Source organism: Paracidovorax oryzae ATCC 19882 (assembly GCF_000687165.1).
Taxonomy (GTDB): Bacteria; Pseudomonadota; Gammaproteobacteria; order Burkholderiales; family Burkholderiaceae_C; genus Paracidovorax; species Paracidovorax oryzae.
In genome coordinates, this window is the sequence record NZ_JMKU01000002.1 from 239067 (window position 1) to 253893 (window position 14827).

Consider the following 14827-nt stretch of genomic DNA (forward strand, 5'->3'; position numbering starts at 1 on the left):
GTCCTGCAAGCCGCGCCGGTTGGTGGTTCCGGCGTGCGGCGCAAGGCCTGGCGCGTGTTGCGGGACCGGAGCGCGGTGCGGGCCGGCGCCAGTGCTGGTGGGGCGCAAGGGGAGCGAGTGTCGCGATTTGCCCTCGTCCGCGCCAGCGCTTCGGGAAAACCCTTGCTCGCCGGTCAGAAGGGCTTGACTTGCGGCGGAAAGGCGATGCGCGCGCTGCCGAGTCGGGACTGCAGTTCGTGCCAGTCGAACCCCGGCCCGGGGTCCTGCTTGCGTCCGGGGGCGACGTGCTCGTGGCCCGCGACGTGGGCCACGGGGTAGCGTTGCGCGATGGCCCGGCACAGCGCTCCGAGCGCCTCGTACTGGGCGGGCTCGAAGGTGTCGCCTTCCAGGCCTTCCAGTTCGATGCCGATCGAGTCATCGTTGCAGTTGTCCCGGCCCCGGTAGGCGGACGGGCCCGCATGCCATGCGCGGTCGCCGCAGTCCACGAACTGCCACAGCCGTCCGCCGCGCTCGATGAAGAAGTGGGCCGATACCTCCAGGCCGCGGATGCCGGCGTAGTAGGGGTGGGCCTCCCAGTCCAGCGCATTGGTGAACAGGCGCTGGACTTCGCCAGTGCCGTATTCGCCCGGGGGCAGGCTGATGGAATGCACCACGATGAGGTCGATGGCGGCCTGGGCGGGGCGGGGCCCGAAGTTCGGCGAGGGCAGGGCCGTGGCGGGCAGGTACCAGCCGCCGTTCCAGCGCGGGCCGGCCTCGCCCGGGCCGCTGCCGGGCCCCGGCACATCGTTCACCAGGTCACGAGGCTGCATGGTCGTCCGGCGCGTCGTCGTCCTGCGGCGTGGCGATGGCCAGGCGGTCGATGCGGTAGCGAATCTGCCGCAGGCTGATGCCCAGGCGGGCGGCGGTGGCCGTGCGGTTGAAGCCGTGCTCGCGCAGGGCGCGCACCAGGATCTCGCGCTCCTGCTGGTCGAGCCAGCCCTGCAGGTCGCTGGGCAGCGGGTCCGCGGTGCCGGCAGGCGCGCCGGAGGCCTCGGGCGGCGCCGGGGCTGCGGCCACCGGTGCGTGCGGTGTGCCGCCAGCGGCATCCGCCGGGCATTCGATGTGCAGTTCGCCGCCGTCGCTCAGCGCCACGGCGCGGTGCAGCAGGTTCTCCAGTTCGCGCACGTTGCCGGTGAGCGGGTGCCGGGCGATGTCCGCCAGGGCCTCGCCGGTCAGCGGAGGCGCGGGCAGGCCGGTCTCCGCGGCGATGCGGTCGAGCAGCGCGGCGCACAGGGCGGGAAGATCCTCGCGGCGCTCGCGCAGCGGCGGGATCACGACTTCGATCACGTTCAGGCGGTAGTAGAGATCCTGCCGGAAGCGCCCCGCCTGCACGTCGGCGGCGAGGTCGCGGTGGGTGGCGCTGACGATCCGCACGTCCACGGTGTCTTCCTGGGTGGACCCCAGCGGGCGCACGCTGCGCTCCTGGATGGCGCGCAGCAGCTTGGCCTGCATGGACAGGGGCAGGTCGCCGATCTCGTCGAGGAACAGCGTGCCTCCGCGGGCGGCCTGGAAGTAGCCGTCGCGGTCCTGGCTGGCGCCGGTGTAGGAGCCCTTGCGCGCGCCGAAGAATTCCGCCTCCAGCAGGTTCTCGGGGATGGCGCCGCAGTTCACGGCCACCAGCGGGCCGTCGGCGCGCTGGCTGCAGCCGTGCAGGGCGCGGGCGACGAGCTCCTTGCCGGTGCCCGATTCGCCGCGGATCAACACGGGGGCCATGCTGCGCGCGACCTTGGCGATGCGCTGCTTGACGTTGCGCATGGCCTCCGAGTCGCCCACGAGCGGATCGAGACCGGACAGGCTGGCGGCCCCCGGCGGGCCGGGCCGCGCTGAGCGGGGCGGCGGCACGCCGCCCGTGCCCTGCACGGCCGATGCGACCACGGAGCGGAACTGCTTGAGATCCACCGGCTTGGTGAGGTAGTCGAACGCGCCCGAGCGCAGCGCCTCGACGGCGTTCTCCGCGGAGCCGTAGGCGGTCATCACCACGCAGCGCTCGCGCCGCTTCTGCTGGCGGATCTCCTGCAGCAACTCCATGCCGAAGCCGTCCGGCAGGCGCATGTCGGTGATGACTGCGTCGAACCGCCGGGACTGCAGCTGCCGGCGCGCCTCCTCGACGGTCGCCGCCGTTTCCACGCGGTAGCCCTCGCGCAGCAGCGTGAGCTCGTAGAGCGTGCGCAGGTCGGGCTCGTCATCGACGACCAGGATGGTGGCGGCGGGGGCATTCATGGCGGAGCGGGCAGGCAGTGTCAGACGACGATTGTGTCAAACAGCGTGGACGATGGCCCGCCCGGCCTGGCGGCGCGGCGGAAGGCCACCGTGAATGCGTTGCCGCCGATGGCCCCGCGCTCCAGCACCCGCGTGAGCCGCTGGTAGCCGACGGAGGCGCCATGGCGCTGGCAGAGTTCGCGGCAGATGTAGAGGCCCAGGCCGCTGGAGCGGCTCTCGGACGAGAAGAACGGCTCGAACAGGTGGCGCTCCACGGTCTTGTCCAGTGGCGCGCCGTCGCTCCAGACCTGCAGGTGGGCCTGGCCTCCGGCATTGGTATAGGTGGAAATGCACAGCGAGTCCGGCTCGGCGCCCATGTAGCGCAGGGCATTGTCCAGCAGGTTCACCAGCACGCGCCGCAGGTGGTCGGCGTCGAATTCCACCTGCGTGCCCGCCGCATGCAGCGACAGCTGGGCGCGGCGGCTGTGCGGGTTGTGCGACTGCCAGTCCCGGCATACCTGGGCCACCGAGTCGTCCAGCGGCAGCGTGCCGGCGGGGGCATGGTCGATCTGGTGCTGCACGCGCGCGATGTCCAGCACCTCCTCCGCGATGCGGGCGAGCCGGTCGGCGTTCTGCTGCACCATGTGGGCGAGCCGCCGGTGCGCCGGGTCGGACAGGTCTTCCTCCAGCAGCGCGTTGGCCTGCACGATGGCGGCCAGCGGATTGCGGATCTCGTGGGCCACGGCGGCGGACATGCGGCCCATGGCGGCCAGCTTCTCGGTGCGCAGGCGCGCCTCCATCTCGCGCAGGTCGTGCAGGAACATGACGCACATCTGCGCACCACCGGTGTCGAGCGCGATCAGGGGCGAGGCCGTGAGCCAGGTCCGCACGTGCAGCGCGAGCGGGCTCTGGCCCGGCTGCAGGATGTCCACGTCGGCGCCCTGCGGCTGCGCCAGGAGGAAGGTCTGCCGGGCCATGTCGAGCAGGGGGGCCCACGACGGCGAACTCGTGAGCGGGAAGGGCGGGGCGGGCTGGGGCGATTCGCCGAGCAGCAGCAGCGCGGCCGGGTTGGCGAGGCGGACGGTGTCGCGGCCGTCCACCACGATCACGCCGTCGGAGAGGTGGTCGATCACCAGTGCGCTCACCTGCTCCTGCAGCTTCGCCGCGAGCTGGCCTTCCAGCGCCAGCTGCTGCTCGCGGTGCAGGCGCGTGGCCAATTGGTGCACGAGGTAGGCGACGATGAAGTAGCCGGTGCCTGTCAGCGCCGCCTGGAAGTAGCGCTGCGTCGATTCGGCCGTGCCCGCGCCGCCCAGCCACCAGGTCCAGGCCAGCAGCAGCAGGGTGGCGGCCGCGGTCGTGCCCAGGGCCAGGGTGAGGGTGCCCAGCACGCCCGCCATCAGGATGGGCAGGCCGAACAGGGGCGTGTAGTTCATCGTGCCCGACTGCAGCATCTGCAGGCTGGCGATCAGCGCCAGGTCCACCCCGATGGTGGGCAGCCAGCGGATGCCGGCCTGCGGCGGGGGCGGCTTCTCGCCCGAGATGGCCAGCGTCATGACCGCCGCCAGCAGGTAGAGCGTGCACAGCCCCGTCAGGGCCGGGCCGGCGCCCTGGTTGAAGGCGAAACCCAGGGCCTGCAGCAGCAGCAGGGCCACGGCCACCACGACGCGGCCGGCGAGGAAGCTGGTCCACAGGCGCGCGAACGGCGGATCCGCCACGGGCACCTGCAGGGTGGAGTGGGACCACTGGGACACGCTGCGGCCCTAGCGGGGGCCCAGGCGCTGGTGCTCCGGGCCGCAGTAGGTGTGCCCGCCGTGCGCGAGCGCCTGAGAGGCCGGCACGTGCACCCCGCAGTGGGCACAGGGCACCATGTCCTGCGGTTTCGCCAGGCGGGCGCGGGCCTCGGTGCCGGCCACCTGGCCGCGCCGCGCGCCGCCGCGCCACAGCCAGAAGGCGACGGCCAGCACGAGCAGCAGCACGAGGTATTTCACAGCGAGCGCCCCAGCACCACTTCGAGCACGAAGCGCGATCCCACGTAGGCCAGCAGCAGCAGGCCGGCCCCGGCGTAGAGCACGCGCACGGCGATGCGGCCGCGCCAGCCGAACCGCGAGCGCCCGATGAGCAGCACGGCGAAGGTGAGCCACGAGAGCACGGAGAACACGGCCTTGTGGTCCCAGTTCCAGGCGCGGCCGTAGAGCGTTTCGCCGAACAGCAGGCCCGCCGCGAGCGTGGCGGTGAGCAGCACGAAGCCGGCCACGACGAAGCGGAACGTGAGCCGCTCCAGCGTGAGCAACGGCACCCCGCTGCGCGGATCCGCCGCCTGGCGGATGCGGCGCTCGGCGCGGGTCATGAGCCAGGCGTGCACGACGGCCGCGGCGAAGAGGCCATAGGAGGCGATGCCCAGTGCGAGGTGCAGCGGCAGCCAGGCCGAGGCGTTCACGTGCAGCGGCTGCCCGGGGAACACCAGGGCCAGCAGCACCGCCGCGGCACCCAGGGCGGCGAGCATCCAGCGCGTGCGCATCTGCGGGAACACCTGGTGCTCGATCGCATAGACGGTGAGCACCAGCCAGGCCGTCATCGAGAGCGCGGGCGCGAAGCCGAAGCGGGGCGTGTCGCCCAGCAGGCTCCAGGCCAGCACCGCGGCGTGCAGCACCCAGGCCACCCACAGCGCGGCGCGGCCGCGTTCCGCGCCGATGCGGGCGGCCGCCAGGGCCGGTACCGCGTAGGCCAGCGCCGCGCCCAGGGAGAGCAGCCAGTGGGCGGGGGAGACGCTGGGTAAAATCATGGGCCCACAGTTTAGCCCGCCGCTGCCCAGGCGGACCGGCCCGGATGCAGCGTCCGGCCCGCCCAACCGGAATACGTCCCATGGCATCCGCCCTCACCGAAAAACTCTCCCGGCTCGTCAAGGAGATGCGCGGCCAGGCCCGCATCACCGAATCCAACGTGCAGGACATGCTGCGCGAGGTGCGCATGGCGCTGCTGGAGGCCGACGTGGCCCTGCCGGTGGTGCGCGACTTCATCGCGCGCGTGAAGGAAAAGGCCCTCGGCCAGGAAGTGCTGGGCTCGCTCAAGCCCGGGCAGACGCTGGTCTCCATCGTGAACCGCGAACTGGCCGCGACCATGGGCGAGGGCGTGTCGGACATCAATCTCGCCGCCCAGCCCCCGGCCGTGATCCTGATGGCGGGCCTGCAGGGCGCCGGCAAGACGACCACCACGGCCAAGCTGGCCAAGCACCTGATCGAGAAGCGCAAGAAGAAGGTGCTCACCGTCTCCGGCGACGTGTACCGCCCGGCCGCCATCGAGCAGCTCAAGACGGTGACGAAGCAGGCGGGCGCCGAATGGTTCCCCAGCACGCCCGACCAGAAGCCCCTGGACATCGCGCGTGCCGCGATCGACCACGCCCGACGCCACTATTTCGACGTGCTGCTGGTCGATACGGCCGGCCGCCTCGCGATCGACGAGGCGCTCATGAACGAGATCAAGGAGCTGCACGCGGCCCTGAACCCCGTCGAGACGCTGTTCGTGGTCGATGCCATGCAGGGCCAGGATGCGGTCAACACGGCCAAGGCGTTCAAGGAGGCCCTGCCGCTCACGGGCATCGTGCTGACCAAGCTCGACGGCGACTCCCGCGGCGGCGCGGCCCTGTCGGTGCGCCAGGTGACGGGCGCGCCCATCAAGTTCGCGGGCGTGTCCGAGAAGATCGACGGCCTGGAAGTGTTCGACGCCGAACGCCATGCCGGTCGCGTGCTGGGCATGGGCGACATCGTGGCCCTGGTCGAGCAGGTGAGCGCGGGCGTCGATCTGGAAGCCGCGCAGAAGCTGGCCGCCAAGGTCAAGAGTGGCGACGGCTTCGACCTGAACGACTTCCTCGGCCAGCTGCAGCAGATGAAGCAGATGGGCGGCATCTCCAGCCTCATGGACAAGCTGCCCTCCGAGCTGATGGCCAAGGCCGGCCAGGTGGACATGAACAAGGCCGAGAAGGACATCCGCCGCAAGGAAGGCATCATCCAGAGCATGACGCCCCAGGAGCGCCGCAAGCCCGAGATCATCAAGGCCACGCGCAAGAAGCGCATCGCGGCCGGCGCGGGCGTGCAGGTGCAGGAGGTGAACCGGCTGCTCAACGAGTTCGACCAGATGCAGGGCATGATGAAGAAGATGAAGGGCGGCGGCCTCATGAAGATGATGAAGAAGATGGGCGGCATGAAGGGCTTCGGCGGGGGCGGCATGCCCAAGCTGCCGTTCTGATCCTTCCCCCTGCCGCCTTCCGCCGGCACTCTCGACCCAGGCCCTGCACAGCAGGGCCTTTTTCTTGGGCGCAGCCCTGCCGGCCGCCCATGAAAAAAGCCGGCCCAGAGGGCCGGCTTGAAAGTGCGCGCCGTGCGCGCACGAGGGGCAATCGGTGCCTCAGGCCGCCTTGAGCAGCGGCGCGGGCTGGCGGAACGGGCCGCCGTTCTTCAGCTGGGTGGCGTGCATCCAGGCGCGGCGCAGCACGGGCGGCGACCAGGCCTCTTCGGGGATCAGCAGCAGGCGCTGGGCGCGCAGGGTGCGGCCGAGGGCGATCTGGCTGGACAGCACGACCAGGGGAATGGCCATCACCAGCGGCAGGCCCACGGGCATCAGCCAGACCAGCGCGGTGGGGTCGATCAGCGCAACACCCACGCCCAGCAGGGCGATCACGAGGCTCATCGGGGCCAGCTGGCGCAGGGCGTCCTTCCAGGGCACGGCATTGGCTTCGCGGGGAGGCGACTTCCAGTCGAGCTTGATGCCGGTCAGGGCGACGATCACGAAGAGCGAGTGGCCGAGCATGCGGATGGGCGCCTGCAGGATGGCCATGGCGCTTTCCAGGGCGGCGCTCTTGAACACGCTGGCCGTGCCGCCGTATTGCTTCTGCTCGCCCTTCATGAGGATGGCGGCCACGCCCAGCACGCGGGGCAGGAACAGCATGCACAGCGTCCACGCCCACAGGGCCATCAGTTCGCCGGGCAGCACGTTCCAGTCGGCCACGAGGCGGGCGCCGGACAGCCACAGCACGGTGCCGAAGGTGATGAAGGCCAGCCACAGGGGGGCCGAGAGATAGGCCATGGCGCCGGTCACGAACATGGCGCGGTGCACGGGGTGGATGCCGGGCTCGGCCATCAGGCGGGCGTTCTGCAGGTTGCCCTGGCACCAGCGGCGGTCGCGCTGCAGTTCGGACAGCAGGTCCGGCGGCTGCTGCTCATAGCTGCCCACCAGGTCGGACACCAGCCACACGTGGTAGCCGGCGCGGCGCATCAGCGCGGCCTCGACGAAGTCGTGGCTCATGATGCCGCCGCTCATGCCGCCCGTGCCCTTGATGGGGGCCAGGGCGCAGTGGTCCATGAAGGGCTTCACGCGGATGATGGCGTTGTGGCCCCAGTAGTGGGATTCGCCGAGCTGCCAGAACTGCATGCCCAGCGTGAACAGCCGGCCGGTGACGCGCGAGGCGAACTGCTGGGCACGGGCGTGCAGCGTGACGTGGCCGATGGCCTGCGTGGCGGTCTGGATGATGCCGGCGCGCGGATGGGCTTCCATGAGCTTGGCCATGGAGACGATGCAGTCGCCGCTCATCACGCTGTCGGCGTCGAGGACCACCATGTACTTGTAGTCCTTGCCCCAGCGGCGGCAGAAATCGGCCACGTTGCCGGCCTTGCGGTGGCTGCGGCGGGTGCGCAGGCGGTAATACACCTCGACATGCGGCTGGTTGGCGTTGGCCGCCAGCACGGCACGCAGTTCTTCCCAGGCGGCGCGCTCGGCGGCGGCGATCTCGGGGTCGTAGCTGTCGGAGAGCACGAAGACGTCGAAGGTCTTCGCATGGCCCGTGGCGGCCACCGATTCGCAGGTGGCGCGCAGGCCGGCGAACACCGTGGCCACGTCTTCATTGCAGATGGGCATGATGATCGCGGTGCGGGCGTCGGGGCTCAGCACGTCGTTGCGGACGCTTTTCGCCGACAGGGCGTGGCGGTCGCCGCGCAGCATCACCCAGAAGCCCATCATGGCCGTGAGGAAGCCGGTCACCACCCAGGTGGAGAGCAGGGCGAACAGGGCAAGCTGGCCGTATTCTAGCCAGGCGCTGTCATAGCTGGGCTGCACGCCGGCGAAGAGCGTGGTGGCCAGGGCGCTGGTGGCGAGGGCCAGCAGCAGGAAGATGTTGCGGCGCTGGCGGGCGGCGCGCTCCCAGGGCTCCTGCGGCGCGGCGGGTGCCGTGCCGGGGGAGGCCTTGCGGCCGTTGAGGCGCATCAGCACGGCGGTGCCGATGCTGTTCCAGAAGCCGCGCCAGGGCAGCGGCGCCATGGAGCCGCGGTGCACGGGCGGTGCGGTGAGCGAATTGGGATGGCGGTCTTCGCGCAGGGTGCTGCGCGACGACTCCACCGGTCGGGGGTAGCGTGCGCCACGGCGCGCCACCACGGCGGGAGCGGGCGTGCCCGCGATCTTGCGGGGGGCGGCTTCCGGTCGGGAGGATAGGGATTCCATGGTTGTGCTCACTCGGTTGTGGTGTTCCAGGACGACAGGTGCGTAACCCTCTCGCGAACGCGTTGCGGCCGGTGTCGGCGCAGCGCTGGAGGGGGAGTAGGCCTGTTGCATGCGAACAATAGGGCAAACCCTGTGCCAGCTTGGAAAAATCCTTGTGAATCAAGGACTTATGACCGAGAAACCATGTAAGTAGTTGTGCGGAGGGCCGGGAGGGCCCCAAAACCCCGCTTTTTGTCGCAAACCAGCGACCATCAAGGCCGATGGAAATGGAAATCCTTTATGAATCAACGGCTTATTCTTGTCGCTCTTCGGCGACATCGTCTGGCGGGGCCCCGTCGCTCTTGAACTGGCCCGGCGTCAGCGCGTGCTTTTGCAGCAGGCGGTAGAACTCGGTCCGGTTGCGCTGCGCCAGCCGCGCGGCGTCGGCCACGTTGCCGTCGGTCATCTTCAGCAGGTCCACCAGGTATTCGCGCTCGAAACGCTGGCGCGCCTCGGTGAAGCTCAGCACCTGCGCGGTGGGTGTGCGCAGCGCGCGCTGCACGAGGCCCAGCGGCACCAGGGGCGTGGTGGAGAGCGCGCAGGCCTGCTCCACCACGTTGTAGAGCTGCCGCACGTTGCCGGGCCAGGGCGCCGCCGTGAGGGCCTTGAGCGCTTCCGGCGAAAAGCCCGACAGGCGCTTGTCGTACTTGCGCGCCAGCTGGTCGAGGAAGTGGTTGGCCAGCAGCGGGATGTCCTCGCGGCGGTCGGCCAGCGTGGGCAGCGTCAGCGTGACCACGTTGAGCCGGTAGTAGAGGTCTTCGCGGAACTGGCCGGTGGCCATGGCGGCCTCCAGGTCGCGGTGCGTGGCGGAGACGATGCGCACGTTCACCGGCGTGGCCTGGCTCGCGCCGACGGGGCGCACGGCCCGCTCCTGCAGCACCCGCAGCAGCTTGACCTGCAGCGCGGGCGGCATGTCGCCGATTTCGTCGAGCAGCAGCGTGCCGCCGTCGGCCGCCTGGAACAGGCCCTTGTGGTTGCTGTGCGCGTCGGTGAAGGCGCCCTTCATGTGGCCGAACAGCTCGGACTCCAGCAGGGCTTCGGGGATGGCGCCGCAATTGACGGCCACGAAGGGCCGCGCCGCGCGCGGACTGGCCCGGTGGATGGCGCGTGCCAGCAGTTCCTTGCCGGTGCCGCTGTCGCCCAGCAGCAGCACGCTGGCGTCCGACTGCGCCACCATGCGGGCCTCGGCGAGCAGGTCGGCCATGCGGTTGGAGCGGCTCACGATCTCGGCGCGCCAGGTGCTGTCGGCCTGGGGCGTGCGGGTGGCGGGCGCGCTCAGCGCCAGGGCCTGCGCGATCTTGTCGAGCAGGTCCTTGGCGTCGTAGGGCTTGGTGAGGTAGGTGAACACGCCGCGCGCCGTGGCCTCGACGGCGTCGGGGATGGTGCCGTGCGCGGTGAGCAGGATCACGGGCAGCGAAGGGTGGCGCGAACGCACCTCGTCGAACAGGGCCAGGCCGTCGCGGCCGGGCAGGCGCACGTCGCTCAGCACGAGCTGCGGGCGGCTGGTCTCCAGCTGGGCGAGCGCGGCTTCGGCGGACGGGACCGCGGTGATTTCATAGCCGGCCGCGTTCAGGCGCAGCGACAGCAGCCGCAGCATGTCGGCATCGTCGTCCACAACGAGGATGCGTGGGCGGGGCGCGGAGGGTTTCGTCGGGGGCGTGGCGGGCATGCTCGGGGCCGGTTCAGCGGGGGGATTCGGTCGGTGCGGGGTGCGCGGCCCGGCCGTTGCCGGGGGCGCCCGGGCGCGCATTGAGGCTGCGCTCGATGGCGCGCATGGCCTCCAGTCGCTCGTTCAGCTGGTCGATGCGGCGCTGCCCGTCCTTGAGCTGCTGCGACTGGCGGTCCAGCTGGTCTTCCAGCCGGCGCTGCTGGAGCAGTCGGTTCTCGAGCAGCCGTGCCAGCGGCTGCAGCGACGTTGCGGCCGGCCGGCTGTCGGACAGCAGCTTCTGCACCAGGCCCAGCGAGCGCGCGGTGTCGGCCGGCTGCCGCGTCTGCAGCAGCACCAGGGCCAGCTGGAACGACCTTTCCGGCGGGCTGCCGGCGTTGGCCTGGGCGTCCGACAGGCGGGCGATCTCGGCCATGAGTTCGGGCGGCGGCAGGCTGCGGACACGGTCGGCGTACAGCAGCATCTGTCGCGGCAGCGAGGTGGCGGGGCGTGCGGACTCGGCGGTGGCTGCCGGGGCGCTGCCGTCCATGGAGGGCATGCCGGCAGCGTCCGTTTCCGGCTTGTCCGGCTCTTCCGCGAGCGCGGGAGAGGGTTCCGGCACGGCAGCGGGAACCGCGGGCACCGGTTCGGCCGGCGCGGGCTCGGGCGCGGCGGCGCAGCCGGCCAGCAGTGCCAATGCGGTCGCGATTGCCAGGTGTGCCAGGTGCGTCAGGTGCGCCCCTGCAGGGCGCGCGGCGCCGGAACAGGGGCGTGCGCCATGGCGCGGCAGCAGATGATCAGGAGGCATGGGGCAGTTCGATGCGGAAGGGTGTACGTTCGCCGGCCTCGACGAGGCTCACGCGCCCGCCATGGGCGGCGACGTACTCCTGGACGATGGACAGGCCGATGCCGGTGCCGCGCGCGGCGTCTTCCGGCTGCCGCACCCCCCGGTAGAAAGGCTCGAAGATGCGGGCCCGGTCATTTTCATGCACGCCGGGGCCTTCGTCGGTCACATCGATGCGGATGCGGTCTTCGAAACGTATGAGTTGAATCAGAATCCTGCCGCCCTGGGGCGAGAAACGGATGGCGTTGGAGAGCAGGTTGCCCACGGCCGAGGCGATCTTCTCGGCGTCCACCGGCAGCGTGACGGGCCTGCCCTCGACCACCACGTCGAGCTTGCGGGCCTGCCACTGCAGGCGCTGGGTCTCGACCTGGGCCTCGATCAGCGCCAGCAGGTCGGTGGGCGCTCGGTGCAGCTGGCGGGCCTCGAAGGCCGCGGCGTTGAAGCGCAGCAGGGCCTCGATCTCGCCCTGCAGCACCAGGGTGTTCTGGTGCAGGATGTCCACCACCTCGCGCTGGCCCGCGCCCAGTTCGCCGGTCACGCCGTCCTGCAGCAGGGCGACGCCCTCGCGCATGGAGGCCAGGGGGGTCTTGAGTTCGTGCGAGATGTGCCGCAGGAAACGGGCCTTGTCGGCGTCCAGCTCCAGCAGCCGCACGCGCAGCCATTCGAGCTGCTGGCCCACGCGGCGGATGTCCACCGGACCGGGGATCTCCACGGACTTGGCGAGTTCATTCTCCCCCAGCAGGCGGATGGCGTGCTCCAGGCGCTTGAAGGGCCGGGCCAGCCAGATGCCCAGGGCCAGCGCGAGCACGAGGGCCAGCACGATCACCCCGACCACCTGGTGGGTCACCTCGCGGCGGCTGGCTTCGATCTTTTCCTGCAGTTCGGTGCTGCGGCGGGTGTTGATGTCCTGCACCGACTGGGCAATGGCACCGTTCACGCCGTCGAGTTCCAGGAAGAGCCCGGCCACGGCGCGCTCGTTGTCCAGCGAGAGGGCCGGAGGGCCGTCGAGCAGCGCGGTGACCTGGGCGAGGTGGGCGCGCCATTGCGCGGCGAGTTCGTGCGGCAGGCCCTTGATTTCCAGGCGCTGCAGGATCTCGTGCGCCTCGCGCGAGATGTCGTCGAACCGGCGGCGCAGCGAGCGGTCGGCCAGCACCAGCGATTGCCGGGCCGCGCGCTCCAGCGTCTGGCCGCGGGCGTTCAGGCTCTGGGCCGCAGCGTTGAGCTGGATGGCCTCGGCCGCGCCATTGCGGCTCTGGACCATGAGCTGCTCCAGCGTGAAGATGGCGCGCAGCGAACTGGCGCCCTGCAGCCCGGCGATGAGCAGGAAGGCCAGCAGCAGCATCTGCTGGAACGACAGCCCCCCGAGGGCGGCGACGCCCTGCTGGCGGCGGAAGAGGCGCGCGGCGAAGCCCATGCGGCCCTCTGCCTCAGTGCGCGGCCAGCGCGCCGTGGTCCGCCGTGACCACCTCGCCGCGCAGCGTGTAGGCCTTGGCCTCGGTGATGGTGACATCGACCATCTGCCCGACGAGCCGCGGGTGGCCCGCGAAGTTGACCACGCGGTTGCATTCGGTGCGGCCCATGAGTTCGCTGCCGTCGCGTTTGGACGCGCCTTCCACCAGGATGCGCTGCACGGTGCCCACGCGGCTTTCGCTGATCGACTTGATGTTGGCGTTGATGACAGCCTGCAGCTCCTGCAGGCGGCGCAGCTTGACCTCGTGCGGCGTGTCGTCGTGCAGGCTGGCGGCGGGCGTGCCGGGGCGGGGGCTGAAGATGAAGCTGAAGCTGTTGTCGAAGTGGATGTCGTCGATCAGCTTCATCATCTTGCCGAAGTCGTCCTCGGTCTCGCCGGGGAAGCCCACGATGAAGTCGCTGCTCATCGCCAGGTCGGGCCGGATGGCGCGCAGCTTGCGGATGGTGCTCTTGTATTCCATGGCCGTGTAGCCGCGCTTCATGGCCATCAGGATGCGGTCCGACCCGTGCTGCACGGGCAGGTGCAGGTGGCTGACCAGCTTGGGGATGCGCGCGTAGGCGTCGATCAGGCGCTGCGTGAATTCGTTGGGGTGGCTGGTGGTGAAGCGGATGCGCTCGATGCCGGGGATGTCGGCCACGTATTCCAGCAGCAGGGCGAAATCCGCCACCTCGGCCGTGCCGCCCATTTTGCCCAGGTAGGCGTTCACGTTCTGGCCGAGCAGGGTGACCTCTTTCACGCCCTGGTCGGCCAGGCCCGCGACCTCCACCAGCACGTCGTCGAAGGGGCGGCTGACTTCCTCGCCGCGCGTGTAGGGCACCACGCAGTAGCTGCAGTACTTGCTGCAGCCTTCCATGATGGAGACGAAGGCGCTCGCGCCCTCGACGCGCGCGGGCGGCAGGTGGTCGAACTTCTCGATCTCCGGGAAGCTGATGTCCACCTGCGGGCGGGCCAGGGCCTCGCGCTGCGCCAGCAGTTCGGGCAGGCGGTGCAGGGTCTGGGGACCGAAGACCACATCGACGTAGGGTGCGCGCTTGATGATCTCGTCGCCCTCCTGGCTGGCCACGCAGCCGCCCACGCCGATCTTCACGCCGCGCGCCTTCAGGTGCTTGAAGCGGCCCAGGTCGCTGAAGACCTTTTCCTGCGCCTTCTCGCGCACGGAGCAGGTATTGAACAGGATCAGGTCGGCCTCTTCGGCGTTCTGCGTGGGCTCGTAGCCCTGGGCCGCATGCAGCACGTCCACCATCTTGTCCGAGTCGTACTCGTTCATCTGGCAGCCGAAGGTTTTGACGAAGACTTTTTTGGCCATGGCGGGAAATTCCGGAAAAAGGGAGTGGCAGCGCCGTGCGGGCGCCGGGTGCGGGCCGCGCGGGGAACTGCCGGGGGAAACCAGGGAAGGCGTGGGAGGAGCGGTGGCGGGCGCAGCAGGCGGCCCGCGCCCTCAACTGCCGGAGCCGAACAGCGAATCGAAGAAAGAGCCGCCGCCGCTGCCCTTGCGGGGCACCGCGGCCTCTGCCTTGGTCAGGATCCACACGGTGTGCAGCAGGCCGGTGGCGGGTTCGATCGTGTAGTTGACGGTGAACGATTGGCCGATCACCGAGTGGGCCATCACCAGCGTGTTCTGCGGGCTGAAGATGCGCAGGCCGGGCGCCATGCGCACGGTGCTGCCATTGAGCTGGGCCTCGGCCGTGCTGAGGACCACCAGGGTGCCGCGCTGGGCGGCCTCGGGGAAGTTGCGCACGCCGCCCATGCCGGGCTGCACCTGCTGCGCGGCGGCCGGAAGGGCCATGAAAGCCGGGGCGGCCGCGCCGAGGGCCAGGAGCAGGGCGGCTGCGCGGGCGGTGGAGTGGGGACGGGACGTGGGGGGCTTGCAGCGGGTCATGGTGTTCATCCAGGGGCTGAAGGGCGGAATTCTACGGCCGGGCCCCTGGCGGGCATTCCGGGCGCGCAAGCGGGATGCAGGAAGTTGTTGTGCGGCCGGAAAAAAGCGCTATACTTGAGGGCTCAGGCGCTTTAGCTCAGTCGGTTAGAGCGATGGAATCATAATCCACAGGTCCGCGGTTCGAATCCGTGAAGCGCCACCAGATGTGAAAAGCCTTGCAGGTCC

12 protein-coding genes and 1 tRNA gene are annotated in these 14827 nt (G+C 70.4%); 2 read left to right on the forward strand and 11 right to left on the reverse strand.

The genetic code is table 11. The features are described 5' to 3' along the window. Positions 1-173: 173 nt before the first annotated feature. From ampD to T336_RS0102855, 5 genes are read right to left on the reverse strand one after another with little or no spacing between them, the layout of a single operon-like run. A complete protein-coding gene (ampD, locus tag T336_RS0102835) occupies positions 174-809 on the reverse strand; it encodes a 1,6-anhydro-N-acetylmuramyl-L-alanine amidase AmpD (RefSeq protein WP_019702698.1) in 636 nt (211 codons plus the stop codon). Continuing rightward, positions 796-2259 (reverse strand): sigma-54-dependent transcriptional regulator, encoded by a 1464-nt coding sequence (locus T336_RS0102840; RefSeq protein WP_019702697.1) that lies wholly within the window; start codon positions 2257-2259, stop codon positions 796-798. Before T336_RS0102840 ends, ampD begins: the two co-directional genes overlap by 14 nt. A 20-nt stretch (positions 2260-2279) precedes the next feature. Next, on the reverse strand, positions 2280-3989 hold the full coding sequence (locus tag T336_RS0102845) for a sensor histidine kinase (RefSeq protein WP_035225204.1): 1710 nt from the start codon (positions 3987-3989) through the stop codon (positions 2280-2282). A gap of 9 nt (positions 3990-3998) precedes the next feature. Further along, entirely contained in the window at positions 3999-4226 is a 228-nt protein-coding gene (locus tag T336_RS0102850) for a PP0621 family protein (RefSeq protein ID WP_019702695.1), read from the reverse strand. Further along, positions 4223-5020: a cytochrome C assembly family protein gene (locus T336_RS0102855; protein ID WP_019702694.1), complete on the reverse strand. Its 798-nt coding sequence runs from the start codon at positions 5018-5020 to the stop codon at positions 4223-4225. The genes T336_RS0102850 and T336_RS0102855 overlap by 4 nt, the downstream gene beginning before the upstream one ends. Before the next feature lie 80 nt (positions 5021-5100). On the opposite strand from T336_RS0102855, the gene ffh reads away from it, so the two are divergent. Then, the gene (gene ffh / locus T336_RS0102860) at positions 5101-6480 is read left to right on the forward strand and encodes a signal recognition particle protein (RefSeq protein ID WP_019702693.1); all 1380 of its coding nucleotides are present in this window, start codon (positions 5101-5103) and stop codon (positions 6478-6480) included. 159 nt (positions 6481-6639) lie between these two features. Here ffh and mdoH read toward each other — a convergent pair whose 3' ends face one another. From mdoH to T336_RS0102890, 6 genes are all read right to left on the reverse strand, one after another. Beyond that, a complete protein-coding gene (mdoH, locus tag T336_RS0102865) occupies positions 6640-8724 on the reverse strand; it encodes a glucans biosynthesis glucosyltransferase MdoH (RefSeq protein ID WP_026431415.1) in 2085 nt (694 codons plus the stop codon). Positions 8725-9016: 292 nt separating this feature from the next. Next, the gene (locus T336_RS0102870) at positions 9017-10432 is read right to left on the reverse strand and encodes a sigma 54-interacting transcriptional regulator (protein WP_019702691.1); all 1416 of its coding nucleotides are present in this window, start codon (positions 10430-10432) and stop codon (positions 9017-9019) included. A gap of 13 nt (positions 10433-10445) precedes the next feature. After that, positions 10446-11216: a hypothetical protein gene (locus tag T336_RS0102875; RefSeq protein ID WP_026431416.1), complete on the reverse strand. Its 771-nt coding sequence runs from the start codon at positions 11214-11216 to the stop codon at positions 10446-10448. After that, the gene (locus T336_RS0102880; RefSeq protein WP_026431417.1) at positions 11206-12666 is read right to left on the reverse strand and encodes a sensor histidine kinase; all 1461 of its coding nucleotides are present in this window, start codon (positions 12664-12666) and stop codon (positions 11206-11208) included. The genes T336_RS0102875 and T336_RS0102880 overlap by 11 nt, the downstream gene beginning before the upstream one ends. A gap of 13 nt (positions 12667-12679) precedes the next feature. Next, on the reverse strand, positions 12680-14029 hold the full coding sequence (miaB, locus tag T336_RS0102885) for a tRNA (N6-isopentenyl adenosine(37)-C2)-methylthiotransferase MiaB (RefSeq protein WP_026431418.1): 1350 nt from the start codon (positions 14027-14029) through the stop codon (positions 12680-12682). Positions 14030-14161: 132 nt separating this feature from the next. After that, positions 14162-14602 carry a hypothetical protein gene (locus tag T336_RS0102890; protein WP_051647041.1) on the reverse strand — a complete coding sequence of 147 codons (441 nt, stop codon included), beginning with the start codon at positions 14600-14602 and terminating at the stop codon, positions 14162-14164. Between the two features lie 125 nt (positions 14603-14727). Between T336_RS0102890 and T336_RS0102895 the strand changes: the two genes are divergently transcribed. Then, positions 14728-14804 (forward strand) — tRNA-Met (locus T336_RS0102895). Positions 14805-14827: the final 23 nt, after the last annotated feature.

Coding starts and splice junctions, on each gene's coding strand:
- T336_RS0102875 (WP_026431416.1), bottom strand. CDS start 11,216: ATGCCTCCTGATCATCTGCTGCCGCGCCATGGCGCACGCCCCTGTTCC.
- T336_RS0102890 (WP_051647041.1), bottom strand. CDS start 14,602: ATGACCCGCTGCAAGCCCCCCACGTCCCGTCCCCACTCCACCGCCCGC.
- ampD (WP_019702698.1), bottom strand. CDS start 809: ATGCAGCCTCGTGACCTGGTGAACGATGTGCCGGGGCCCGGCAGCGGC.
- ffh (WP_019702693.1), top strand. CDS start 5,101: ATGGCATCCGCCCTCACCGAAAAACTCTCCCGGCTCGTCAAGGAGATG.
- miaB (WP_026431418.1), bottom strand. CDS start 14,029: ATGGCCAAAAAAGTCTTCGTCAAAACCTTCGGCTGCCAGATGAACGAG.
- T336_RS0102870 (WP_019702691.1), bottom strand. CDS start 10,432: ATGCCCGCCACGCCCCCGACGAAACCCTCCGCGCCCCGCCCACGCATC.
- T336_RS0102840 (WP_019702697.1), bottom strand. CDS start 2,259: ATGAATGCCCCCGCCGCCACCATCCTGGTCGTCGATGACGAGCCCGAC.
- T336_RS0102855 (WP_019702694.1), bottom strand. CDS start 5,020: ATGATTTTACCCAGCGTCTCCCCCGCCCACTGGCTGCTCTCCCTGGGC.
- mdoH (WP_026431415.1), bottom strand. CDS start 8,724: ATGGAATCCCTATCCTCCCGACCGGAAGCCGCCCCCCGCAAGATCGCG.
- T336_RS0102880 (WP_026431417.1), bottom strand. CDS start 12,666: ATGGGCTTCGCCGCGCGCCTCTTCCGCCGCCAGCAGGGCGTCGCCGCC.